This window comes from Gordonia sihwensis, from assembly GCF_029632925.1.
GTDB lineage: Bacteria > Actinomycetota > Actinomycetes > Mycobacteriales > Mycobacteriaceae > Gordonia > Gordonia sihwensis.
Genome location: NZ_CP121248.1, coordinates 1,179,729 through 1,203,920 on the forward strand (window position 1 = coordinate 1,179,729; position 24,192 = coordinate 1,203,920).

The window sequence follows — 24,192 nt, forward strand, 5'->3', positions numbered from 1 at the left end:
TTATCGTGTCCGGCTCCGGCGACCGCCGGAGCTAGTTGACGCAGACCGGTCCGTCGCCGTCGGCCTTGATGACCGGGGACGGGCGCTTGGACGACGGCGCCGACGACGACCCCGAGTCCGAACCGCTGTCGCCGCCGGTGTCGGAGACCGCACCGAGACCGTAGTTGTAGGTGTTCGTCAGCACCAGCCGGAGCTTGTCCTCGGGGAGCGACGAGTCCTCGCGGATCTCGATGGGGCCCGCCTTGAGGTCCTTCACCAGTTGCTTGGCGCCCTCGTTGTCCTTCGAATCGGCGAAGATCAGCGAATCGAATTCGTTCATCGGTTTGCTCGACGTGGCGCCCTGCTGGTAGCCGAGGCCGCTCAGCAGCCGCATCACGTTGGACGCCAGACCGTCCACGGTGCCCGCGTTCACCACGTCGACGGTGTAGTCCGAGCGGGGATTCTCCGATCCGGCCTTCGATGTGCGGCCGAGCTGCCGGTCGACGAAGGCGTGGACCGCCTGCGGGTCGACCTTCAACACGCTCTGCGTCCCGTCATCGCTCCAGGCCTGATCGTCTTCGATCGGGATCGTCGTGAACTTCACGTTGCCGCCGGTGAGGTCCTTCAGATTCTCTGCGAACGAGAGGACGTCCCAGCCGTCGTCGATCATCACCGAGCGCGACACGGCATCCTGCAACTCCTGGAGTTTGCCCGCGTTGGTCAGTGTCTGCGTCGAGAGGATCTTCTGCGCCAGCGAAGCCATGTACACCTGCTGTCGCGTGATCCGGTCCAAGTCGCCGCGAGGGAGATCGTGGCGCTGCCGGACGAAGCTGAGCGCCTTCGGACCGTTCAGCGTCTGCCGGCCGGCGCGGAACTTGGCGCCCGAGAAGGGCTCGTCGACCGCATTCTTGAGACACACGTCCACTCCGCCGACGGCATCGGTGAGCAGCGCGAATCCCAGCAGTCCCACCTCCGCGTAGTGGTCGACGGTGATGCCGGTCAGATTCGCGACGGAATCGATCAGGGCCTTGCGCCCGGCCTTGGTCCCGTCCTTCTCTGCCTGCTCCTCGCTGGTGCCCTGCTCCACCTCGCGCTCGCGGACGCCCTCCTTGGTGGCGCCGTAGGCGGCGTTGATCTTGCTCATGCCGATCCCGGGGACGTCGACGTACGCATCGCGGGGGATCGAGATGGCGGTGGCCTTGGACCCGTCGGTCGGGATGCGCACCAGGACGATGGTGTCGGTGCTGGTGCTGACGTCGCCGCCCACCCGCAGCCATTTGAGCTCCTGCTCCGAGAGCGGGTTGCCCTTCGCATCCACTCGGGAGTCGGTGCCGACGAGGAGGATGTCGATGGCGCCGTCGTCACCGCCGCCGAGGCCGAGGTCTCCCAGCAGCGTGACGGCCCCGTTGAGGCTGCGCACTTTCGCCCAGCCCAGCCCCGTGACGACCAGTGTCATCACGGTGACGAGGGCGATCAGTGCCCGGCCGATGTTCTTCGGTGCGATCCCGGCGATCGGGCGGGTCGTCCAGAGTTTGAGGGCGGCGCGGAAGCTGCCCGGCGGTGGACCGGAGGGCCGCGTGCGCGTCCGGGCGCCGTGGCGCGCGGCCCGGTCCGTCTTGCTGCGGGGGTCGGTGCTGCGGGGGCGTCGGCGGGGCCGCGTGTGGATCTCCTCGGAGGTCCGGCGGGACCGGGTGCCCGCACCCGTGCGCGTCGGCACGGACCGCCGCGTCGAGGGCTCCCCGGCACGGCCGCCGGAAACGGCGCCGGCGTCGGTGTCCTCGGGCTCTGCCGAGCCGTCGCGTCGTGACTCCACCTGTCGCGATGTCCCTTCCGGTCGTCTCGGCTGCTGGTCTTCCGCAAGAATACTGATCGGGAGAGCCGTTGCCGGGGAGGCGCAGCCGGTGCCGGGCCCGGTGATCTGCAGCACTGCCCGCGACCGTGAGCTCCCGGCGGAGGTCCGGATGCACCAGGATGGTCACTCATGGGTTCGAATCGGGTGTACATCGTCGGCGCCTCCGGGCAGGTGGGATCGGCGCTCGCGTCGACGCGCGGCGGCCGGGAAGCGGTCATGCTGACCTCGTCCGATGTCGATGTGCGCGACGAGCGATCGGTTCGCGACGCGTTCGGTGGCCTTGCGCGAGGCGATGTGGTGATCAACACCGCGGCGTACACCGCCGTGGACGCCGCCGAGACCGACTGCGAGGCGGCGCACGCGGTGAATGCACTCGGTCCGGCCCATCTGGCGGCCGTCACCGGCGCGTCGGGGGCGCGACTCATCCATCTGTCCACCGACTACGTCTTCGCCCGCGACGACGCGGGCTCCGGCGACGCACCGCGACCCTTCGAACCCGGTGACGTCTCCGGTGAGCCGCCGACGGTGTACGGCGCCACCAAGCTCGCCGGCGAACGCGCCGCGCGCGAGGCCGATCCGCGGACGATCGTCGTGCGCACCGCGTGGGTGTTCACCGGCGGGTCCGCGGACAGCGACTTCGTCGCGACGATGGCCCGACTGGAGGCCGAGCGCGACACTTTGCGGGTGGTAGACGATCAAGTGGGATCGCCCACCTACGCGCGCGATCTCGCGGCCGGCCTGTGGGAACTCGCCGAACGGTGCGACGGGCCGAATCTGCGCGACGGCGCGACTCTGCACGCCACCAACGCCGGAACGGCCAGTTGGTGCGATCTGGCCCGCGCCGTGTTCGTCGAGCTCGGTGCCGACCCGGCCCGGGTCCAGGCGTGCACCACCGCAGAGTTCCCGCGCCCCGCGCCGCGGCCCGCGTACTCGGCGCTCTCCGGCGCGAGTTGGGCTGCCGCGGGTCTCACACCGCTGCGGAAGTGGACGCTCGCCCTGCACGATGCGATCGCGGTCCGCACCCGGACGCTCGGTTAGTCTGAGCGCGTGACTGCCAGCTTCGCCGTCGTGACCGTGACCTATTCCTCGGGCGACTACCTCCACAACTTCCTTCGCACGCTGACGCGCGCATCGCGTGAGACGCCCGAAGTGATCATCGCCGACAACGGGTCCACCGACGGCGCACCGGAACAGGCGGCGGCCGACCACGACAACGTCACCCTGGTGCACACCGGCGGAAACATCGGCTACGGCGGCGCCGTGAACCGGGGAGTCGCGCAGATAGACGAGGACGTCGAGTTCGTGGTGGTGGCCAACCCCGATGTCGAATGGTCGGAGGGCGCGATCGACGGACTGCTCGAGGCGGCGCGCCGCTGGCCGCGGGCCGCGAGTCTGGGGCCGCTGATCACCGAGCCCGACGGCACCGTGTACCCGTCCGCGCGCCGCGTACCCGATCTGATCTCGGGCACCGGCCACGCGGTGCTCGGCGCGGTCTGGAAGTCGAACCCCTGGACGGCTGCGTACCGCAACGACGACGCCGACCTCACCGAACGGCCGGTCGGCTGGCTCTCGGGCTCGTGTCTGCTCCTGCGGCGCACGGCCTTCGACGCCATCGGCGGCTTCGACTCGCGCTACTTCATGTTCATGGAGGACGTCGACCTCGGCGACCGGCTGGGCCGGTCGGGGTGGCTGAACGTCTTCGTGCCGTCGGTGTCGGTGATGCACGCGAAGAGCCATTCGGTCAGCAGACATCCGGAGAAGATGATTCCGGCTCACCATGCGAGCGCCTATCGTTTCACCGCCGACCGGAATCCCGGCCCGTTGCGCGCGCCGATCCGCCTGGCGTTGCGGGCCGGGCTGGCGGTGCGGTCGAAGATCGCGGTCGCCGCGGCCCTGCGTGAACAGCGCCGTACGGGAGGGCCCGCGTGAACAGCCGCGACACGAGTGTGGACAAGGAAGGAAACTCTGTGACCTCATCAGTTCAGGCACTGATCCTCGTCGGAGGAAAGGGCACGCGGCTGCGGCCGCTGACCCTGTCGGCGCCCAAGCCGATGCTCCCGACTGCGGGGACCCCGTTTCTGACTCACCTGCTGTCGCGGATCCGGGAGGCGGGGATCACCGACGTGGTCCTCGGCACCTCCTACCAGGCGCACGTCTTCTCCGACCACTACGGCGACGGTTCCGATCTGGGCCTGAATCTGACCTACGTCACGGAGCGCGAACCGCTGGGCACCGGCGGCGGCATCCGCAACGTCTACGACGAGCTGACCGCCGACACGGTGCTCGTGTTCAACGGCGACGTCCTCGGCGGCACCGACATCCGCGACGTGCTGTCGACGCACGAGCGCTCGGGTGCCGAAGTGACCCTGCACCTGGTCCGGGTCGGTGATCCGCGCGCCTTCGGCTGCGTGCCGACCGACGCCGACGGGCGGGTCACGGCGTTCCTGGAGAAGACTCAGGATCCGCCGACCAATCAGATCAACGCGGGCACCTACGTCTTCGACCGCAAGGTGATCGGCGAGATCCCGGCCGGTCGGCCGGTGTCGGTGGAGCGCGAGGTGTTCCCGTCGCTGCTCGCGCAGGGACGGCACATTCAGGCGCACGTCGACGACGCCTACTGGCGCGACATGGGGACTCCCGAGGACTTCGTCCGCGGTTCGGCGGACCTGGTCCGCGGCATCGCGCCGTCGCCCGCGCTGGCGAAGCCCTGCGGGGAGTCGCTCTCGCTCGACGGCGCCGACGTGGCGTCCGACGCCGTGCTGATCGGCGGCACCGTCGTCGGCCGCGGTGCGCGGGTCGGGTCGGGGGCGCGGCTGGACGGCGCGGTGATCTTCGACGGCGCGTCGGTGGAGGCGGGCGCGGTGGTCGAGCGCAGCATCGTCGGGTTCGGCGCCACCGTCGGCGCGCATGCGCTGGTGCGCGACACCGTCATCGGCGACGGTGCACAGGTCGGCGCCCGATGCGAGCTGCTGCGCGGCGCGCGCGTATGGCCGGGAGTGCAGATCCCCGAGAGCGGAATCCGGTTCTCGACCGACGTGTGATCCCGAGCGCGATCGGCCGGCCGCTCAGGCCTTGGCGGCAGCGAGCAGACCCGTTCCCACCGGAATCACAGCGGGCAGCAGCCGGTCGTCCTCGGCGATGATCGACGCCGCCTCGCGCGCGGCCAGGGTCCGCGGATCGTCGGCCTCACGGTCGGCGATCGTGCCGTCGGCCGAGGCGTTGTTCACGACGACCAGTCCGCCCGGCCGGAGAATGCGGATCGCCTCGGTGACGAACAGGGGATAGCTCAGCGGTGCTCCGTCGACGAAGACGAGATCGTATGTCTCGTCGGCGAGCCGGGTGAGCACGTCGGTCGGCGCGCCGTTGATGAGCCGGGTGCGGCCGGGACCGATGTGCGCGTCGGCGAAGGTCTCGCGGGCGGCCCGGTGATGCTCGGGCTCGGGATCGATCGTGGTCAGGACACCGTTCTCGGGCATGCCCGCCAGCAGCCAGAGCCCGCTGACACCGACTCCGGTGCCGATCTCGACCACGTGCGTCGACCCGGCGACCCGGGCCAGCAGCGACAGCAGCGCTCCGGTGGCGGGGGAGATCGCCGTGGCGCCGAGCTCCTCGGCGCGCATGCGGGCTTCGATCAGGGCCTCGTCCTCGATGATCGCGGCTTCGGCGTACTCGCTCAGGCTTGCGGCCGCGGCCGCTGTGTCACTCATGACATCGAGGGTGCCATACGGTCGTTGACCTGCGGTTGCGGGCACGCCGTCTGCGGGCCCGGTCTTCCTTATCAAACCCTCAGGACAGTTATAGGGGCACCACATTCAGGTGCGACAGGGTAGAGCGCAATGGTCCGGAATATCGATCGCGCCGGGCGCGTTGATCGGGGAGAATAGCCCTGACAGGCCCGGAGCGAGGAAAGGAACTGGCACCTACACGATGACCGTCCCGATGATCGGCAAGGCAGACCCCGACACCACCACCGGAGCGTTCCGCGGAACCGCGGGCTTCGACGCGACCGGCGATCGAGATCTGATGCCCTCGTGGGACGAGTTGGTGTCAGAGCACGCGGACCGGGTGTACCGGCTGGCGTACCGCCTCTCCGGAAATCAGCACGACGCCGAGGACCTCACCCAGGAGACCTTCATCCGGGTGTTCCGGTCGCTGACCAACTACAAGCCCGGCACCTTCGAGGGCTGGCTGCACCGCATCACGACGAATCTGTTCCTCGACATGGTCCGACGCCGCGCCAAGATCCGTATGGAGGCGCTGGAGCAGGACTACGACCGGATCCCCACCGACACCCCGGACCCGCAGCAGGCCTTCGCCGACGCCAACCTCGATCCCGATCTGCAGGCGGCCCTCGACTCGCTGGCGCCGGAGTTCCGCGCCGCCGTGGTCCTCTGCGACATCGAGGGACTCTCGTACGAGGAGGTCGGCGCCACGCTCGGGGTCAAGATGGGCACCGTCCGCAGCCGGATCCACCGCGGACGCCAGGGCATCCGCCAGTACCTGGCGGCTCGCGGCCACACCGACAGCCGCTCGGTCGCGGCCGCAGAGTGACCTCCGCGACCCTCTCCGGTTCTGTCGGCTACGCTGGACCGTGGCTCTGAATCGAGTTCGAGTGCATCTGAGGAGAGGGGTGACGCCGGTGGGTCTGGGCCAGACAGGACGTTCACGCGGGAGTCGGTGGTCGCCGTTTCCGACGTCGATCGCACCGAACCCCGAATACCGGCGCCCGACCGGATTCGCGTCCACCGAGCATCTGAATCCCGAGGCGGTCGTCGCCTACGTCGACGACGAACTCACGCGTCAGGCGTCGGCGCGTGCCGACGCTCATCTGGCGCTCTGCCCCGACTGCTCGCGCGAGGTCGCCGCGCAGGCGCGTGCGCGGTCGATGCTGCAGACCTGCCAGACCGACCTCAGCGTGCCCGACTCGCTCCGCGCGCAGCTCAGCCAGATCCCGACTCAGGAGATCGACTTCCGCAGGGATCGGCGCACCAACCGCTGGGGCCGCTGACTCGTGACCGACAGCTCTGCTTCGTCCGACGACCGGCCGACCGATCCGGTGCTGCCCGCGAACGAACCGGCGTCAGACCTCGCCGCCACCTTCGGCAGGCCGGAGGGTGTCGACGGCTCGTTCGCTCCCGAGGCATCACCGGCGGAGCGCCCACAGCCCACGATCGCACCGCCCGATCCGGTCCTCGCGGAGGCCTTCGGCCGGCCCGAGGGCGAGACCCAGACACTGCAGCGCGACCCGTACGCCCAGCCCGCCACGGACGACGTGCCGGAACCGGATCCGTGGCGCGATCCCGACAGCGCCGCGCACCTGTCCGCACCGGCTGTCGGCGTCGACCCGGAGTCGTCGCCGAGGGAGAAGGGGCCGCTACTGGGGATACGCGACCTGCTGTTCGGCGGCCGGGTGCACTGGTGGGCTCTGGCGACTCTCGGACTGCTCGCACTCCTCGTCGGACTCTTCGGCGGGCTCGTCGGACGATGGACCGCAGAGGTCGTCACGCCGCTGCACGCCGACACCGTTCACCTCGAGGGCGACAGCCCCGACTCCGCGACCGGCGGCACCGATGTGGAGCGGGTCGCCAAGGCCGTTCAGCGATCGGTGGTCACCATCGAGGTCCGCACCGCGGTCGACGGCGGCTCGGGTTCGGGATTCATCGTCGACAAGGCCGGGTACATCGTCACGAACAACCACGTGATCTCCAAGGCCGCCAATGACTCCAAAGCCAAGCTCGAAGTCGTCTTCTCCGATCGTCAGCGCGTGCCCGCGCGGCTCGTCGGACGTGACGTGAAGACCGATCTGGCCGTCATCAAAGTGGACGACGTCGCGAATCTGACGGTCTCCAAGCTCGGCGACTCCGCCGACCTTCAGATCGGTCAGGAGGTGATCGCCTTCGGTTCGCCGCTCGGGCTGGACAAGACGGTCACCAGCGGCATCATCAGCGCACTCGATCGGCCGGTGCCGCTGAGGCCGGACGCCGACTCCGATACCGACGCTGTGATCAACGCCATCCAGACCGATGCGGCCATCAACCCGGGCAACTCGGGCGGGCCGCTGCTCAACGACGACGGCCAGGTGATCGGCGTCAACACGGCCGGCGCGATGACCGGCGGCGGGTCCATCGGTCTCGGCTTCGCGATTCCGATCAACGAGGTCATCCCGATCGCGAACACCCTGATCGCGGACGGAAAGGTGAAGCACCCGTCGGTCGGCATCACCGCCGCCACCGTCCGTAACGACCGCATCTTCGGTGCGCAGATCAAGGACGTCGCCGGGGGCAGTCCGGCGGCCCAGGCCGGTCTGCGCGAGGGCGACGTGATCACCAAGTTCAACGGGCGCCCGATCGAGAGCGCGGACGAGTTGACCGTCGCGGTGCGGACGTCGAAAATCGGTGAGCAGGTGAAGTTCACGTATTGGCGCGACGGTCGATACTTCGACGGCGAGCTCACCCCGGTCAGCGATTAGCGCCGGAAGCGTCGGACCAGTCCAGAGAGCGGCGAGGAATCATGTTCAGCAGTGTCGGTTGGGGTGAACTCCTCATTCTGTTGGCCGCAGCGCTCATCATCCTCGGCCCCGAACGTCTGCCGGGCGCGGTCAGCTGGGCGATGGGCGCGGTACGCAAGGTGCGCGACTATGCGACGGGGGCGAGTTCGCAGCTGCGCGACGAACTCGGGCCCGATTTCGATCAACTCCGTGAGCCGCTCACTCAGCTCAACGAACTCCGCCAGGTGAGCCCGAAGAGCATCGTCACCAAGCACATCTTCGACGGTGACTCGTCGACGATCGACGATCTGGGCAAGTCGGTGCGTGAGACCCTCGACGTGAGTCGGCCGCCGGCGAAGCCGGATGGGGAGCGGCAGGTGCCGCGCGAATCGCCGCAGCCGCCCGCACCTCCGGCCCGCAAGTACGACGTGACCGACTGGGACGCGACCTAGCCGGACCGGTCGGGCCCGGCGGGTCAGTGCCGGGTGGTGTCGATTCCGAGGCTCATGCCGGCGAGCCCGCGCCGGCGGACGGCCAGCTTGTCGGCGATGGCGCGCAGCGCCGAGCCGGAGGCGGATTCGGGTGCCGAGAGCACCACGGGAGTGCCCACGTCGCCGCCTTCGCGGAGTTCCTGTTCCAGCGGGACCTGCCCGAGCAGTTCGACGGGAGATCCCACGGCACGGGTGAGCCGCTGCGCCACCAACTCGCCGCCGCCCGAGCCGAAGGGCTCCATCCGCGTGCCGTCCGGGAGCTGCATCCAGGACATGTTCTCGACCACGCCGAGGATCTTCTGCCGAGTCTGCAGGGCGATCGCGCCCGCGCGTTCGGCGACCTCTGCGGCGGCCTGCTGCGGGGTGGTCACCACCAGGATCTCCGCACCCGGAATGAGCTGGGCGATCGAGATCGCGACATCGCCCGTGCCCGGCGGCAGATCCAGGAGCAGAACGTCCAGATCGCCCCAGTAGACGTCGGCGAGGAACTGCTGCAGCGCCCGGTGGAGCATGGGGCCGCGCCACGTGACCGGCGTGTTGCCGTCGGTGAACTGGCCGATCGAGATGAACTTCACGCCGTGGCTCTGCGGCGGCATGATCATCGACTCCACCTGGGTGGGCTTCGCGTCGCTGCCGAGCATGCGCGGAACACTGTGACCGTAGATGTCGGCGTCCAGGACGCCGACGGACAGACCGCGGTCGGCGAGTGCGGTCGCCAGGTTCACGGTGACACTCGACTTGCCTACACCGCCCTTGCCGGAGGCGATCGCGTACACCCTGGTGAGATTGCCCGGCTTGGCGAACGGGATCTCCGGCTCGGCACGGTCGCCGCGCAGCTTCTTGCGGAGTTCGGTGCGCTGTTCGTCGTCCATCACGTCCAGTTCGACGCGCACGGCGCCCACACCGGGCACATCGGCGACGGCCGTCTCGACGTTGTCGGAGATCTTGGTGCGCATCGGGCAGCCCGCCGTGGTCAGGTACACCCCGACGTCGACACTGCCGTCGGCGGCGACCGCGACGGACTTGACCATGCCGAGGTCGGTGATCGGCTTGCCGATCTCCGGGTCCATCACTTTGCTCAGTGCGGAACGGACGGCGGACTCAGTGGGTGTGGCGGGGGTGGTCACACCTCAACCATATCGCTGCCGAGACGGACTCGGCTTCTCGCCTCAGCGGTCGGCGGTCTTCGCCGGGCCGGCGGGAGCCGGCGCCGGCTTCTTGGGCGAGGGCTTGGGGGCGGGCGCCGGGGCCGGACCGATGCCGGGCGGCAGGCAGATGATGCCGAGGCAGGCCTGCGGAGGCTTGCTCGGTGACGGCTTAGTCGGCGGCGTGGACGATTTCGGGGTGGACGGCCGGGTGGACTCGCCGGGCTTCTTGTCGCGGTCCCCGTTCTTCTTGTCGCGGTCCTTGTCCTTCTTGTCTTTGTCCTTGTCGTCCGGAGTCGCCGACATCTCCGGGATGGGCGTGGTCGGCATCACGCCGGTCGAGTACGCGGCCGCCCATGCGAGCACGTTGTTCACATAGGCCATCGAGTGGTTGTAGCGCAGGACCGCGTTCACCTTGTTCTGGCCGGCCATGATGTCGGTGAAACCGGCGCACAGGTAGCGTCCGGCCGAATAGGTGGCGTCGAAGATGTTGTCCGGGTCGGCCTTGCCGTCGCCGTTGGCGTCGGCGCCCCAGGCCGCCCACGTGCTCGGGATGAACTGCATCGGACCCATCGCGCGGTCGTGCCCGCCGTCGCCGTCGAGCCTGCCGCCGTCGGAGTCGTGGATGACGGCGTTTCCGGCGAGCGAGCCGTCGAGTACCGGGCCGCGGATCTTGGTCAGGGTGTTGCCGTACGCGTCGACGTTCCCGTTGCCCGCGTGGCCGGACTCGATGCGTCCGATGCCGGCGAGGAGGAACCAGGGCAGCTTGCACTGCGGCGACTCGGCGGCCACCCGGGTGGCGGCGAGCTTGTACGCCTTGAGGACCATCCCGGGAATGCCGAGGGGACCTGCGGGAAGGTCGGCGGCGAGCCGGAACTGCGGGTCGCCGCCGCCGGCGGCCGTGGGGTCGGCCGGGGGAGCGAATCCGACGAGTTGGCTGCTGCCGGAGGGCACGGTCTCCGCGACCGCGCGGGCGGCCACCGCGCTCTGGGCGCCCGCGAGATCGATCGAGGGTCCCGGCTGGACCGAGGACACCGGATCGGCCGCGACACTCGACACCGTTCCGCCGAGCACCAGCGCGCCGAGTGCGGCGGCGGTGGTCCCGACCGCCAGGCCGCGGCGCGGCACGTGAATCCGGTTCGGGCGGCTGCGCCAGAAAGTCATCCCATTGGTCCTCATCGACTCTCACTGCATTCGGCGTGTCGTTCACGTCGAATCAGGGGGAGTCTGCGATCATCCCCCCGACGACTGTGAGCCAGCATACATGCAGCGTTTCCTCCGGTCATGTCGGATCCGGTTCTTCACCCTTGCCCGCGCGTGCCGAAATTCGTTCCACCAGTTCGTCGACCAGATCGTCGAGTTCGCGGCGCAGATAGTCGCGGGTGACGGTATCGCCGACCGCGAGCCGCACGGCGGCGAGTTCACGGGCCAGGAACTCGGTGTCGTCCTTGGTCTGGGCGGCGCGGGCGCGGTCCTCTTCGAGCGAGACACGGTCCCGGTTCTCCTGGCGGTTCTGTGCCAGCAGGATCAGCGGCGCGGCGTACGCGGCCTGAGTGGAGAAGGCCAGATTGAGGAGGATGAACGGGTACGGATCCCATTCGAAGGCGAACAGGCCCACGTTGAGAAGCACCCAGATCACCACGATCACGGTCTGGATCAGCAGGTACCGGCCGGTGCCGAGGAAGCGGGCGATCCGCTCGGAGTACACGCCCACCACGTCGGAGTCGAGATTGACGTTGAACCGGCTGCGACGAGGGCTCGGAGTGTCGAGATGGCGTCCGGAAGGACTCATGGAGCGGTCCCTTCGGGGTCGGTCTCGCGCCAGTCGCGCGGGAGCAGGGCATCGAGGAGGTCGTCGACGACGACGGCGCCGAGGAGGTGATCGGCTTCGTCGATCACCGGTGCGCAGACCAGATTGTAGGTGGCGAAGAACCGGGTCATCTTCTCCAGCGAGTCGTCGGGGAGCAGTCGCGGCATCTCCTTGTCGAGGATGCCGCCCACCAGATTGGCCGGCGGCTCTCGGAGCAGTGCCTGCGTGTGCACCGCGCCGAGGAACTTCCCGGTGGGGGTGTTGGTCGGCGGGCGGACGACGAAGACCATGCTCGCGGCCGCCGAGTTCACGTCCGGGTCGCGCACCCGGGCCAGCGCCTCGGACACCGTCGCGTTCGCGGTGACGATCAGGGGTTCCGGCGTCATGACGCCGCCGGCGGTGTCGGGGGAGTGTAGCAGCAGCCGCCGGACGGATTCGGAGTCCTCCGGGTCCATCCGGGACAGGAACGCCTCGGCCTCGGCCTGGGGCAGTTCACCCATCAGGTCGGCGACGTCGTCGGGGTCCATCGCTTCGAGGACGTCGGCGGCGCGGTCGGGCTCCATGCTGCCGAGGATCGCGGTCTGATCGTCGGTGGGCATCTCCTGCAGCACGTCCGCGAGACGCTCGTTGTCGAGCGCCGCGGCGATCTCGTCGCGCCGCTTCACCGGCAGTTCGCGAAGCGCGTTGGCGACGTCGGGCGCACGCATGTCCTCGAACTGCGCCAGGGCCATCTCCACGCCCTGTCCCGGGCGAGAGAGTTCCAGACGGTTCATGCCGCGGACGTGGCGCCACTGCACGACGATCGTCTCGCCGCGCCTGCGCAGGCCCTTGCGGGTGGTGCGCAGCGCCACGCGGCTGACCATCCAGTCGCGGCTGCGGTTCTGCTCGATCGCCAGATCCACCACCGTCAGGTCCACATCGTGCAGTTCGGGGTAGTCCGGATCGTCGGTGCGGACCCGGGTGTCGAGGATCTGACCCACCGCCAACGCCTCGTTCGGGCGCACCCGCAAGCGTCGCAGATTCACGTGTCCGGTGGTCAGGGTGACGGCGTCGGGCTCGATGCTCGTCACACGCAGCATCGGCACGAAAATGCGTCTGCGCGTAGTGAGTTCGACGGCGAGCCCGAGCGCGCGCGGCTGTTTGCCCGGCATGTGCATGGAGATCACGACGTCCCGGACCCGACCGATTGATTCACCATCAGGGCCGAGAACGGCGAGGCCGACTAGTCTGGCGACGAAGACCTTGAGGGCGGGCGTCATACGTCAAGCCTAAAGTGAGCCGAGCTCAGGAGCCGAAGTGACGAACCCAATGCGACCGATGCCGGGACTGCCGACGCCGCCGAAGGGCTGGCCGGTAGGGTCCTACGACACCTACGCGCAGGCCCAGCGTGCGGTGGACTACTTGTCCGACAACGAATTCCAGGTCGATAATCTGACGATCGTCGGCGTCGACCTGATGCAGGTCGAGAAGGTCCTCGGACGACTCACCTGGGGCAAGGTGATCGCGGGAGGCATCGGGTCCGGCGCCTGGCTGGGCCTGTTCTTCGGCGCACTCGTCTCACTGGTGGTCGGGACGTCGTGGACGCCGATCCTCTTCGGCGTGCTCGCCGGCATGGTATTCGGGCTGATCAGCGCCGCCATCCCGTACGCGGCCACCCGCGGCCAGCGTGACTTCACCTCCACCATGCAGCTGGTCGCCGGACGGTACGACGTGCTGTGCGATCCGCGCACCGCGGAACAAGCGCGCGACATGCTCGCCAAACTGGCTCTCTGACCGCTCCTCCGCCGTCTCGGGCGCGCCGATGTGCCATCGTGTGCGCTATGTCACCTGTCGTGGGATAACCTAAGGCCCGCATCAGCTTTCACAGCTGATTCTTAGACGAGGCCGACAGGCAGGAGGCTGGCAGCGAGATGAGCAAGGGTAGATCCGCGCCGAGGGGACGATCTCTGGCCAGGCGGCTGTCGGCAGTGGCGGTGGCGGCGGCGGTCGCCGCGCCGATGCTGGCCGGTTGCTCCACGGGCTACGAGCAGGGTGTTCTGAACATCTATGCGCCGGCCGACGGCTTCGATTACATCAAGCAGTTCGCGCAGACCTGTACCGAGGAGTCGGGCGGGCGGTACAAGCTGCAGGCCAACGTCCTGCCCAAGAGCGCCGACGATCAGCGACTGCAGTTGGCCAGGCGGCTGGCCGGAAACGACCACACCCTGGATCTGATGGGCATGGACGTCGTGTGGACCGCGGAGTTCGCGAACGCCGGCTGGCTCGTGCCGGTCCCGGACGACACCGCGGCCGAGATCGAGAAGACCAATCTCGGCGGCCCGGTGGCCACAGCGATGTGGCAGCGGCCCGACGACGCGGCCAAACGCATGTACGCGATGCCGATCTGGACCAACACCCAGTTGCTCTGGTACCGGCCCGACCTGATGAAGGACACGCTCGGCAGCCGGCGGGCGCCGGCGACCTGGGATGAGATGCTCAGCGATACGCAGGCCATCAAGAAGGCCGGCGGACCGAGCTGGATCATGGTCCAGGCCAAGCAGTACGAGGGCCTGATGGTCTGGTTCAACTCGCTGCTCGCCAGCGCCGGTGGTTCGGTGCTCGATCCGAACGACGCGTCCAAGGTGACCCTCAGCGACACCCCGGAGCACCGGGCGGCGACGCTGAAGGCGCTCGAGGTGATGAAGGCGGTGGCCACGGCGCCGGGGCACGACCCGTCGATCACCCAGTCCGACGAGGGCACCGCCCGGCTCGGGATGGAGACGGGCAAGGCGGCGTTCGAGATCAACTGGCCGTTCGTGTGGGCTTCGGCGCGCACCAACGGTGCGACCGGCGACGTCGCCTTCCTCCAGGACGTTCTCTCGCCGTACAAGACTCTGCTCACCGACGAGGACAATCCGCCGACAGACGCGCAGCTCGCTCCGATCAACGCCAAGATGCGTAAGCACTTCGACTTCGCGCTCTACCCGGGTGTCTTCCCCGGCAAGACCGCGAAGTCGACGCCCGGCGGGCTGAACCTGGCCGTTGCGTCCACTTCCCGGCAGCCGGAGCTCGCCTTCGAGGCGGCGAAGTGCATGACCAGCGAGAAGGCGCAGAAGGTGTACGCGATATCGGGTGGAACGCCGCCGACCATCGCGTCGATCTACGACGACAAGGACTTCAAGCTCGCGTATCCGATGGGCGACGTGATCCGCACACAGCTCGAATCCGAGCACTCGGCGCCGCGGCCGGCGTCGCCGCAGTATCAGGCGATCTCGACGCTCGTGACCGCCACCCTCGCGCCGGTGGGCGCCTGGGATCCCGCACAGATGGTCGACAAGCTCACCGAGCAGGTCCAGAAGGCCATCGACGGCGAGGGGATCATCCCGTGAGCGACGACAAGCACGACGACCAGCGGTCGCCGGAACCCCGTGACGGGGACGGCGTCTCGGGGGACGGGCACGGTCAGCACTCCCGCGACGGCGCCGAGCCGGTGCACTCCGACGTATGGGTGCCGCCGGAGGCCGCCGCACCCCGACCCGATGAACCCGCCCCGCCACCGCCGCCCCCACCGATGCCGCAGGCCGTGCCCGAGACCGCGATGGCCGCGGCTGCCGCCGGAGCGACTCCCGCCGGGCCTGGAATGAACGGAGGTTCGATGTCTGAGATCCTCGACACCGGTCCCACTCCGGCGCAGCCGGCGCCCCTGGCGCCGAAGGCGACTGGACGCAAGTCGTCGGAGCGACGTCTGGCGTACTGGCTCATCGCACCCGCCGCGATCGTCATGGCGCTGGTGACCGGTTACCCGATCGTCTACGCCTTCTGGCTCTCGCTCAACAAGGCGACGCTGACCGCGCCGGACGAGCAGAAGTTCATCGGCCTGTCGAACTACGGCACCGTCCTCTCGGACGGCTACTGGTGGTCGGCGCTGGGCGTGACCGTGTTCATCACCCTGGTGTCGGTGCTGATCGAACTGGTGCTGGGCATGGCGATCGCCCTCGTCATGCACCGGACCCTGTTCGGCCGGGGCGTGGTCCGCACCGTGGTCCTCATCCCGTACGGCATCGTGACGGTCGCCGCGGCGTTCTCCTGGTACTACGCGTGGACGCCGGGCACCGGCTACCTGGCCAACCTGCTCCCGGACGGCTCCGCGCCGCTCACCCAGCAGTGGCCGTCGCTGTTCATCATCATCCTGGCCGAGGTGTGGAAGACGACGCCGTTCATGGCGCTGTTGCTGCTCGCCGGGCTGGCGTTGGTGCCGGACGACCTCCTCAAGGCCGCCCAACTCGACGGCGCGGGCGCGTGGACCCGGCTCTTCCGCATCATCCTGCCGCTGATGAAGCCGGCGATCCTCGTCGCGCTGCTCTTCCGCACGCTGGACGCGTTCCGCATCTTCGACAACATCTACGTCCTGACGGCCGGCTCCAACGGCACAGGGTCGGTGTCGATGCTCGGCTACGACAACCTCTTCAAGGCCTTCAATCTCGGTGTCGGCTCGGCGATCAGCATCCTGATCTTCCTGTGCGTCGCCATCATCGCTTTCGTGTTCATCAAGGGGTTCGGCACCGCCGCCCCCGGCTCCGACGACGAGGGGAGGTGACCACCGATGGATGCGAGCATTCGCCGTAAAGTCGGCTGGACCGTCGCCAATGTTCTGGTGGTCCTCTACGCGATCATCCCGCTGTGGTGGATCATCAGCCTGTCGTTCAAGCCGACCGGCAGTGTGACCGACGGCAGCTTCATCCCGAAGCAGTGGACCTTCGACAACTACAAGGGAATCTTCGACACCAGCCTGTTCACGTCGGCGCTGATCAACTCGATCGGCATCGGCCTGATCACCACGGTGATCGCCGTGCTGCTGGGAACCATGGCCGCCTACGCGGTCGCGCGGCTCGAGTTCCGCGGGAAGAAGCTGCTCATCGGAGCGGCCCTGCTGATCGCGATGTTCCCGCAGATCTCACTGGTGACGCCGCTGTTCAACATCGAACGCCGGCTCGGCCTGTTCGACACGTGGCTCGGTCTGATCCTGCCCTACGTGGCCTTCGCGCTGCCGCTGGCGATCTACACTCTCTCGGCGTTCTTCCGGGAGATCCCATGGGACCTGGAGAAGGCCGCGCAGATGGACGGAGCCACGCCGGCTCAGGCGTTCCGCCGCGTGATCGTCCCGCTGGCGGCGCCGGGCGTGGTGACCGCCGCGATCCTGGTCTTCATCTTCGCGTGGAACGACCTGCTTCTGGCGTTGTCGCTGACCTCCACCGAGAATGCGGAGACGGCGCCCGTCGCGATCTCGCAGTTCACGGGCAGCAGTCAGTTCGAGGAGCCCACCGGGGCCATCGCCGCAGCGGCCGTCGTCATCACCATTCCGATCATCATCTTCGTGCTCTTCTTCCAACGTCGTATCGTCGCCGGCCTCACCTCCGGCGCGGTGAAGGGATAACCCATGGCCGACATCGTTCTGGAGAACGTCTCCAAGCAGTACCCGGACGGCTCGATCGCCGTGCACGGGGTGAACCTGAACATCGCCGAAGGCGAGTTCGTCATCCTGGTGGGACCGTCGGGCTGCGGCAAGTCGACGACGCTGAACATGATCGCCGGTCTCGAGGACATCACGTCCGGTGAGTTGCGCATCGGCGGCAAGCGGATGAACGAGGTGGCTCCGAAGGACCGGGACATCGCGATGGTCTTCCAGAGCTACGCGCTGTACCCGCATATGTCGGTGCGTCAGAACATCGCCTTCCCGCTCAGCCTCGCGAAGATGGACAAGGCCGAGATCGCCCGCCGCGTCGACGAGGCCGCCGCGATGCTCGACCTCACCGAGTACCTCGACCGCAAGCCCGCCAACCTGTCGGGCGGTCAGCGTCAGCGCGTCGCGATGGGTCGGGCCATCGTCCGCACGCCCAATGCGTTCCTGATGGACGAGCCGCTGTCGAACCTCGACGCGAAGCTGCGTGTCCAGATGCGTACCGAGATCGCCTCGCTGCAGGCCCGGTTGGGGACGACGACCGTGTACGTGACCCACGACCAGACCGAGGCCATGACGCTCGGCGACCGCGTCGTGGTGATGCGCGCGGGCTACGTCCAGCAGGTCGGCGCGCCGCAGGAGCTCTACGACCGCCCGGCCAACCTGTTCGTGGCCGGATTCATCGGCTCGCCGGCCATGAACTTCCTCCCGGGCAGGCTGACCGCGACCGGCGCGGACACCGCCATCGGCCACATCGAGTTCCCCGACTACAACGAGATCGCCGGCCGTGCGCGCCAGGCCGACAGCAACGGCGAGGTGCTGCTGGGCATCCGGCCGGAGCACCTGGTGGACGCGGCGCTGACGCACGAGGCCGAGTTGGCCGGCTTCCTCAGCTTTCCGATCACGGTCGACCTCGTGGAGTCGATGGGGTCGGACAAGTACGTGTACTTCGGCTGGCAGGCGCCCGACTCGGCGACGCAGGTGCTCTCGAAGCTGGCCGAGGACCTCGGTTCCACCACCGCGGGCGGGCAGAAGGTGGCCCGGCTGTCGCCCTACACCCAGGCCCGCAGGGGCGAGACGCTCACCCTGGCGCTGAACCCGGCACGGATGCACGTCTTCGACACCGCGAGCGGCGTCAGCCTGCGCTGAGGCCGTGCGCCGGGCACGGCCCCGCACCGATCCGACTCACCCCACCGGTGTTTAACTGGTGGGGTGAGTTCTGTCAGCGATCGGGTGATCGCCCACGTGTCCGCCGCCGTCGGCAGCGAGCCGCAGCGGGCGTCGGTCACCTTTCTCGGCGTCGAACCGATCGACGTGCTGCGGTTCGCCGACGGCGACCGAGTGGTCTACGTGACGGTGGGGTGCGCACGCCACCCGATGCACGATCCGGCCGACTTCGCTCCCGACCCGGTCCGCGGACCGCGAGCCGAGGTGACGGTGACCCTGCGCGCGAGCATGCCGCTGCAAGGACTGCACAAGTCGCTGGCCATGCTCGCCGCGGCGCCCGCCGTCGAAGGGCTGATCCTGGCGGAGGACTCGCTGATCGACCTGCAGGAGCCGCTGTGGGCCGGGGCGATCTGCTCGGCCTTCCTCCTCACCGGCGACGACCGGTTCGCCGATCTGCCGCTCGACGACCCCGCCGATCCGGTGCGTTTCCTGCGTGCGGTGCCGATCACCGCGAACGAAGCGGCATGGGTGCGGGTCAAGGGCGCCGATGAGCTGCGCGCGGCGTGGGCTGAGGCCGGCACGGATGTGACCGACCCCGGCCGGGCCGCGGTGTCGCCGTAGCGGCGCTCACAGCCAGTGGGAGCGGTGAAAGATCCGCCACAGGGTGAAGCACACCGCGAACAGAGTGAGCAGCAGCAGCGGGTAGCTGTACCGGTAGTGGAGTTCGGGCATGAAGTCGAAGTTCATCCCGTAGATCCCCGCCGCCGCGGTGGGGACCGCGGCGATGGCGGCCCACGCCGAGATCTTCCGCATGTCGGTGTTCATCTGGGTGCTGACCTTGGTCGCGGCGGCGTTCAGCAGTGCCGTCAGACGCTCGTCGTACTCGACGACCAGGTCGTTCGCCGTGGTCAGATGGTCTGCGACGTCGCGGAAGTGCCGTTGGATCTCGGTGTCGTGCGGGGTGAGCGCCGCCGATTCGAGTGTGCCGGAGCTGCCCGACAGCAGTGAGAGCGGCACCGCCAGCGGCTGCACCGCGCGGCGCAGCTCCAGCACCTCGCGTTTGAACAGGTAGACCACGTCGATGTCGAGATCCCGTGACGACGCCGCGAAGACGCGCTCTTCGAGCCCGTCGACGTCCGCCTCCATCTCGCGCACGACCCTCAGATAGGAGTCGACCACCCGGTCGGCGATCGCGTGGACGACAGTCGCGGGGCCGAGCCGCAGATGCTCGGGTGTCTGCTCGAGGCGCGCGCGTACGCCCGCGAGATGTGTGTGTTCCCCGTGGCGGACGGTGATGACGAAGTCCCGTCCGGCGAGCACCATGATCTCGCCGGTCTCGACGATGTCGTTGGCGACCTCGTCGTCGTCGTGGTCGATGTACTTGACGGTCCGCAGAACGAGGAACAGGGTGTCGTCGTAGGTCTCGAGCTTGGGACGCTGGTGGGCGTGGACGGCGTCCTCGACCATCAGCGGGTGCAGCCCGAAGGTCTCGGCGACGTCGTTCATCTGCCGCTCGTCCGGTGCGTGCAGACCGAGCCACACGAAGCCGCTTCCGGTGGTCCGCACGAATGCGAGAGCCGAGCGGATGTCGGGCGGGGTGGGCTGCCGGATGCCGTCGACGTAGACGCCGCAGTCGACGATCGCGCGAGCCACGGGGACCGGGGGCGTTGCGACCTCGGGGTTCTTACCCGGCCCGCGGTTACCCGGCTGCAGCATTCTCGGCATGGACGGCACACGTCGACCTTAGCGAGCCGCCGGGCCGCCCGCTTACACTCAGTCCGTGCCATTCGACGTCTCCGTGTACACGACGACCGCGATCACCCTGCTCGTCATCATGGACCCGCCCGGGCAGGTTCCGGTGTTCCTGTCCCTGGTCGGCCGGCGCTCAGCCGAGTACCGGCGTAAGGCCGCCTGGCAGGCACCGCTGGTGTCGCTGCTCGTCATCAGCCTGTTCGCGGTCGGCGGCCGCGCCATCCTGGCCTACCTGCACATCGGCATACCGGCGCTGCAGGGCGCGGGTGGACTGCTGCTGTTGTTGGTCGCGCTGCAACTGCTCATGGGACTCGGCGGTTCGACCGCCGCACAGGTGTCCGACGACGTCAACGTGGCGCTGGTACCGCTCGGCACACCGATGCTCGCCGGCCCCGGAGCCATCGCCGCGGTGATCGTCGCCGTCAGCCAGGTACACGGAGACGTGCCCGGGTACACGGCGATCGCCGCGGCCATTCTCACCGTCCATGCCGTGGTGGCGCTGGCGCTGTTCTTCTCGACCGGCATCATCAGGGTGCTGCGGGTCAGCGGCATCACGCTGCTCGCCAAGATCGCCGGTCTGCTTCTGGCGGCCATCGCGGTCCAGTTGATCGCGACGTCGGTGATCGGTTTCGCGGCCACGGCGTGAGCGTCGATTAGTCTGGTCGGCGATGTCTACTCGACGATTCTCCCACCGCGCCGCCGCTCTCGCGGCCGCGATCGGCGCGGCTGCGACCCTGATCACGGCGTGCGGATCCGATGTACCGGCACCTCTGCGCGTCGGTACCGACGGCACCCCCGAGATGCAGGTGGCAGCGCAGATCTACGCGGGAGCGCTCGCGCGCACCGGGGTCCGAGTCGACGTCGGCGGCCGGGCATCGGCCGACAGACGGCTCCTCGACGAGGCGGCGCAGGGCGATGTGGACCTGTTCCCGGCGTTCACCGGCGAACTGCTGACCGCGTTGATGCCCGGGCCCGACGCCGTGTCGAGTGAAGACGTGGAGGAGGCGGTGAACCGCGCTCTGCCGCAGGGCGTGACGATCGGCGATCCGGCAGCGGTGAACGACCGCAGGCAGTTGATCCTCGCCCAGACCGTCTCCGACGCCGATCACCTCACCGACCTGGCGCAATGCGGGGCGGTGCCGCCCGGACTGCCGTTGGTGAGCACCGGCGAGCTGACCGCGGAGGAGAAGCAGGCGTTCAGCGTCTGCCGGTTCGGTGCGATCACGGAGCGCCTGACGCCGCAGCAGGTGGCCGACCGCGTCCGCGGCGGGCAGGCGCTCGGAACGCTGACCGGGCTGGAGGCGGCGACGGCGCTGGCCGGCCGCGACGACGTGACGGCCCTGCGGTCGGCCGAATCCGGGCCGATGGCGCAGGATCTCGTGCCCGTATTCCGCGCATCCCTGATCGGCAAGCCGCAGATGAAGGCGCTCAGCCGTGTCGCCGGTGAGTTGACCACCGCGGATCTGGCCGAGCTCGCCGCGCGCGTGGAGCGGGGCGCCGACCCCGCGGCCGTCGCGAACGAATGGATCGGCACGCACGGCGTCTGATCCGCCGGGCTCGTACACCGAGACGGGGCCGCCGCGACGATCGTCTCGTCGCGGCGGCCCCGGCCGTGGTCCGGGAGGCTACTTGGTGCGCTTGAGCGCCCAACCGGTGACGCGGGCGCCGATGCCCTGGTAGCCGGAGGCCACCAGACGGACGCACACATCGAGAACCTTCGCGTCCGCGCCGACGAGGACGCGTGCGCGGTCGCGCTCGACCGCCTTGATGATGATGTCGGCGGCCTTCTCCGAGCTGGTGTTCGCCAGGTACTTGTCGAACAGCTCCGCGGTCTTCGCCTGGTCGTGATCGCCCGACGTGGTCGCATTGCGGGCGATCGCCGTCTTGATTCCGCCCGGATGCACGCAGGTCACCTTGACCGGGTGCTTCGCGATGATCATCTCCTGATTCAGCGCCTCGGTGAAGCCGCGGACGGCGAACTTGGCGGAGTTGTATGCGGCCTGACCCGGTTCGGCCAGCAGGCCGAACAGCGACGAGGTGTTGACGACGTGGCCGTCGCCCGACGCGATCAGGTACGGCAGGAACGCCTTGGTGCCGTTGACGACGCCCCAGTAGTCGATGTCCATGACACGCTCGATGTCTTTGAACTCCATGGTCTCGACCTCACCGTGGTGCGCGATGCCGGCGTTGTTGAAGATCGCGTTGACGGTGCCGAAGTGGCCGGCCACGGTGTCGGCGTACGCGAGGACGGCCTCTCGCTCGGCGACGTTGAGCAACTGGCTGTGCACTTGCGCACCGGTCGCTGCGACCAGCCGCTCGGTCTCCGCGAGACCGTCCGGGTTCACATCGGAGATGGCGATCTTGGCACCGCGCTTGGCGAGCTTGACCGCCAGGTCGCGGCCCATCCCGGAACCGGCGCCGGTGATGACGATGACCTTGTTGTTGAAATCCTTCATAGTTCTCTCCTGAAGTCGGGAAGTTGCGGTGTCGGGAAGTCGGGTGCCGGTCGGGTCAGGCGTCGGTGCCGACGGGTTCGGCCGGGGCCTCGTCAGCGGTCTGCACGGACTCTGCGACGACGGCGGGCCGGTCCGCGGTGCGCACGTCGTACGCGTCGAGGTCGAACGAACGCGTCTGATTGCGGAAGTTGAAGGTGAACCCCGGCCACAGGACGGTGATATCGCCGTTGTGATCCTTGTACCAGGAGGCGCACCCGCCGTTCACCCAGACACTGGACCGCAGCGTGCGCTGGATCCCCGCGTTGAAACGGTCCTGCGCGTCCTTGCGCACGTCCACTCTGGTGATGCCGCGGGCGCGTGTCTTGCGCACGTAGTCCACCAGGTAGTTCAGCTGTGACTCGATCATGTACACCATCGACGTGTGGCCCAGGCCGGTCGACGGTCCGATCAGCAGCATCAGGTTCGGGAAACCGTGGACGAACGAGCCCTTGTAGGCCTGCATGCCCTCGCGCTCCCAGACCTGTGCCAGGCTCTCGCCGTTCGCTCCGACGATGGTGTCGAAGACAGGGGAGTCGGTGACGTGGAATCCGGTCGCGACGACGATCACGTCGACGTCGCGGGCGGTGCCGTCCGCGGTGACGATGCCGGTCTCGGTGATGCGGTCGATGCCGTCGGTCACCAGTTCCACGTTGTCCTGGTCGAGGGTCGGGTACCACTCATTGGACTTCAGGATGCGCTTGCAGCCCACCGCGAACCGCGGGGTCACCGCCTTGCGGAGCTCGGGATCGCGGATACCGCGGAAGATGTTGGCTCGGCTGAGCGCCTCGACGGGCTTGAGCGCCTTCGGGGCGTAGGTCATCCCGGCCGCGACCACCTCGTTGAACGAGTAGATGCCGCCGCGGATGGCCGCCTGCAGACCGGGGACGTTCTTGAACGCCCAGTTCTCCACGCTCAGGTACGGGCGCTCGTTGCGCGGGATGATCCACGGCGCGGTGCGCTGGTACACGTCCATGTGTCCGACCACCTTGCCCAGCTGCGGCACGATCTGGATCGCCGAGGCGCCGGTGCCGATGACGGCCACGCGCTTGCCGGTGAAGTCGTAGTCGGTGTCCCAGCGGGCCGAGTGCACGATCTTGCCCCGGTAGTCGCCGAAGCCCTCGATATCGGGGAGGTTCGGCTCGCACAGCGGTCCGACGCCGCCGATGAGGGTGCGCGCGGTGAGGGTGTGGCTCTCGCCGTCCCGCTCGTAGTCCAGCTTCCAGCGTCCGGCGGTCTCGTCCCACTCCGCACGGCGCACATCGGAGCCGAACAGAGCGTGCTCGCCGATGCGGTGCTCGTCGGCGACGGCGTTGATGTAGCGGTGGATCTCGGGCTGATGAGAGTACGACCGGGACCAGTCCGGGTTGAGCGCGAACGAGTAGGAGTACAGGTGCGACGGGACGTCGCACGCGGCACCCGGGTACACGTTGTCGCGCCAGGTGCCGCCGAAGTCCTGGCCGCGGTCGAGCAGGACGTAATCGTCCACACCCTCCTGGCTGAGCTTGATGGCTGCACCGAGTCCGGAGAACCCGGCTCCGATGATCGCGATCTCTACATCATGCGTTGTCATGGTGCCT

The 24,192-nt window shown here is 68.6% G+C and carries 24 protein-coding genes; 15 read left to right on the forward strand and 9 right to left on the reverse strand.

Translation table 11 applies throughout. The features are described 5' to 3' along the window. Positions 1-31: 31 nt before the first annotated feature. On the reverse strand, positions 32-1,792 hold the full coding sequence (locus tag P5P27_RS05600; RefSeq protein ID WP_222111034.1) for an LCP family protein: 1,761 nt from the start codon (positions 1,790-1,792) through the stop codon (positions 32-34). Positions 1,793-1,960: 168 nt separating this feature from the next. Between P5P27_RS05600 and rfbD the strand changes: the two genes are divergently transcribed. From rfbD to manB, 3 genes are read left to right on the forward strand one after another with little or no spacing between them, the layout of a single operon-like run. Continuing rightward, positions 1,961-2,869, forward strand: coding sequence for a dTDP-4-dehydrorhamnose reductase (gene rfbD / locus P5P27_RS05605; RefSeq protein WP_222111035.1), 909 nt, complete (start codon positions 1,961-1,963; stop codon positions 2,867-2,869). Between the two features lie 9 nt (positions 2,870-2,878). Next, the gene (locus P5P27_RS05610) at positions 2,879-3,760 is read left to right on the forward strand and encodes a glycosyltransferase family 2 protein (protein ID WP_222111036.1); all 882 of its coding nucleotides are present in this window, start codon (positions 2,879-2,881) and stop codon (positions 3,758-3,760) included. A 38-nt stretch (positions 3,761-3,798) separates the two neighbouring features. Then, entirely contained in the window at positions 3,799-4,872 is a 1,074-nt protein-coding gene (manB, locus tag P5P27_RS05615; protein ID WP_222111037.1) for a mannose-1-phosphate guanylyltransferase, read from the forward strand. 24 nt (positions 4,873-4,896) lie between these two features. Here manB and P5P27_RS05620 read toward each other — a convergent pair whose 3' ends face one another. Continuing rightward, complete coding sequence (locus P5P27_RS05620) at positions 4,897-5,538, reverse strand: O-methyltransferase (RefSeq protein ID WP_006896454.1); 642 nt, start codon at positions 5,536-5,538, stop codon at positions 4,897-4,899. 220 nt (positions 5,539-5,758) lie between these two features. On the opposite strand from P5P27_RS05620, the gene sigE reads away from it, so the two are divergent. The 4 genes from sigE (at position 5,759) to tatB (ending at position 8,770) form a co-directional block, all read left to right on the forward strand. Continuing rightward, positions 5,759-6,382, forward strand: a complete 624-nt coding sequence (gene sigE / locus P5P27_RS05625) for an RNA polymerase sigma factor SigE (RefSeq protein ID WP_006896453.1) — start codon at positions 5,759-5,761, stop codon at positions 6,380-6,382. A gap of 79 nt (positions 6,383-6,461) precedes the next feature. Next, positions 6,462-6,839, forward strand: coding sequence for a zf-HC2 domain-containing protein (locus tag P5P27_RS05630; RefSeq protein WP_006896452.1), 378 nt, complete (start codon positions 6,462-6,464; stop codon positions 6,837-6,839). A gap of 3 nt (positions 6,840-6,842) precedes the next feature. Further along, positions 6,843-8,300 carry a S1C family serine protease gene (locus P5P27_RS05635; RefSeq protein WP_411815798.1) on the forward strand — a complete coding sequence of 486 codons (1,458 nt, stop codon included), beginning with the start codon at positions 6,843-6,845 and terminating at the stop codon, positions 8,298-8,300. 41 nt (positions 8,301-8,341) lie between these two features. After that, positions 8,342-8,770 carry a Sec-independent protein translocase protein TatB gene (gene tatB, locus P5P27_RS05640; RefSeq protein WP_278126815.1) on the forward strand — a complete coding sequence of 143 codons (429 nt, stop codon included), beginning with the start codon at positions 8,342-8,344 and terminating at the stop codon, positions 8,768-8,770. 23 nt (positions 8,771-8,793) lie between these two features. On the opposite strand, the gene P5P27_RS05645 is transcribed toward tatB, so the two are convergent. The 4 genes from P5P27_RS05645 to P5P27_RS05660 form a co-directional block, all read right to left on the reverse strand. Beyond that, a complete protein-coding gene (locus P5P27_RS05645; protein WP_222111039.1) occupies positions 8,794-9,936 on the reverse strand; it encodes an Mrp/NBP35 family ATP-binding protein in 1,143 nt (380 codons plus the stop codon). A 42-nt stretch (positions 9,937-9,978) separates the two neighbouring features. Next, entirely contained in the window at positions 9,979-11,118 is a 1,140-nt protein-coding gene (locus P5P27_RS05650; RefSeq protein WP_278126817.1) for a lytic transglycosylase domain-containing protein, read from the reverse strand. Between the two features lie 118 nt (positions 11,119-11,236). Next, positions 11,237-11,746, reverse strand: coding sequence for a DUF1003 domain-containing protein (locus P5P27_RS05655; RefSeq protein ID WP_006896447.1), 510 nt, complete (start codon positions 11,744-11,746; stop codon positions 11,237-11,239). Further along, positions 11,743-13,023: a magnesium transporter MgtE N-terminal domain-containing protein gene (locus tag P5P27_RS05660; RefSeq protein ID WP_006896446.1), complete on the reverse strand. Its 1,281-nt coding sequence runs from the start codon at positions 13,021-13,023 to the stop codon at positions 11,743-11,745. Before P5P27_RS05660 ends, P5P27_RS05655 begins: the two co-directional genes overlap by 4 nt. A 37-nt stretch (positions 13,024-13,060) precedes the next feature. On the opposite strand from P5P27_RS05660, the gene P5P27_RS05665 reads away from it, so the two are divergent. The 6 genes from P5P27_RS05665 to P5P27_RS05690 all read left to right on the forward strand — a co-directional run bounded on the left by P5P27_RS05665 (position 13,061) and on the right by P5P27_RS05690 (position 18,989). Further along, positions 13,061-13,537, forward strand: a complete 477-nt coding sequence (locus tag P5P27_RS05665) for a YflT domain-containing protein (protein ID WP_039867440.1) — start codon at positions 13,061-13,063, stop codon at positions 13,535-13,537. Between the two features lie 137 nt (positions 13,538-13,674). Beyond that, entirely contained in the window at positions 13,675-15,132 is a 1,458-nt protein-coding gene (locus P5P27_RS05670) for an extracellular solute-binding protein (RefSeq protein WP_222111041.1), read from the forward strand. Then, on the forward strand, positions 15,129-16,340 hold the full coding sequence (locus P5P27_RS05675; RefSeq protein WP_082781302.1) for a carbohydrate ABC transporter permease: 1,212 nt from the start codon (positions 15,129-15,131) through the stop codon (positions 16,338-16,340). The genes P5P27_RS05670 and P5P27_RS05675 overlap by 4 nt, the downstream gene beginning before the upstream one ends. A gap of 6 nt (positions 16,341-16,346) precedes the next feature. After that, positions 16,347-17,177 (forward strand): carbohydrate ABC transporter permease, encoded by an 831-nt coding sequence (locus tag P5P27_RS05680; RefSeq protein ID WP_222111042.1) that lies wholly within the window; start codon positions 16,347-16,349, stop codon positions 17,175-17,177. A 3-nt stretch (positions 17,178-17,180) separates the two neighbouring features. Then, positions 17,181-18,350: an ABC transporter ATP-binding protein gene (locus tag P5P27_RS05685; RefSeq protein ID WP_006896441.1), complete on the forward strand. Its 1,170-nt coding sequence runs from the start codon at positions 17,181-17,183 to the stop codon at positions 18,348-18,350. A 63-nt stretch (positions 18,351-18,413) separates the two neighbouring features. Further along, a complete protein-coding gene (locus P5P27_RS05690) occupies positions 18,414-18,989 on the forward strand; it encodes a suppressor of fused domain protein (RefSeq protein ID WP_278126822.1) in 576 nt (191 codons plus the stop codon). Between the two features lie 6 nt (positions 18,990-18,995). Here the strand turns inward: P5P27_RS05690 and P5P27_RS05695 are convergent, their stop codons facing one another. Next, positions 18,996-20,093, reverse strand: coding sequence for a magnesium and cobalt transport protein CorA (locus P5P27_RS05695; RefSeq protein ID WP_039867437.1), 1,098 nt, complete (start codon positions 20,091-20,093; stop codon positions 18,996-18,998). A 55-nt stretch (positions 20,094-20,148) separates the two neighbouring features. Between P5P27_RS05695 and P5P27_RS05700 the strand changes: the two genes are divergently transcribed. Together P5P27_RS05700 and P5P27_RS05705 are read left to right on the forward strand one after the other, a co-directional pair. Continuing rightward, the gene (locus tag P5P27_RS05700) at positions 20,149-20,766 is read left to right on the forward strand and encodes a MarC family protein (protein WP_039867436.1); all 618 of its coding nucleotides are present in this window, start codon (positions 20,149-20,151) and stop codon (positions 20,764-20,766) included. A gap of 22 nt (positions 20,767-20,788) precedes the next feature. After that, positions 20,789-21,667: a glycine betaine ABC transporter substrate-binding protein gene (locus P5P27_RS05705; RefSeq protein ID WP_278126825.1), complete on the forward strand. Its 879-nt coding sequence runs from the start codon at positions 20,789-20,791 to the stop codon at positions 21,665-21,667. A gap of 78 nt (positions 21,668-21,745) precedes the next feature. On the opposite strand, the gene P5P27_RS05710 is transcribed toward P5P27_RS05705, so the two are convergent. Further along, positions 21,746-22,576: an SDR family NAD(P)-dependent oxidoreductase gene (locus P5P27_RS05710; protein ID WP_278126827.1), complete on the reverse strand. Its 831-nt coding sequence runs from the start codon at positions 22,574-22,576 to the stop codon at positions 21,746-21,748. Between the two features lie 55 nt (positions 22,577-22,631). Then, complete coding sequence (locus P5P27_RS05715; protein ID WP_278126829.1) at positions 22,632-24,185, reverse strand: flavin-containing monooxygenase; 1,554 nt, start codon at positions 24,183-24,185, stop codon at positions 22,632-22,634. Positions 24,186-24,192: the final 7 nt, after the last annotated feature.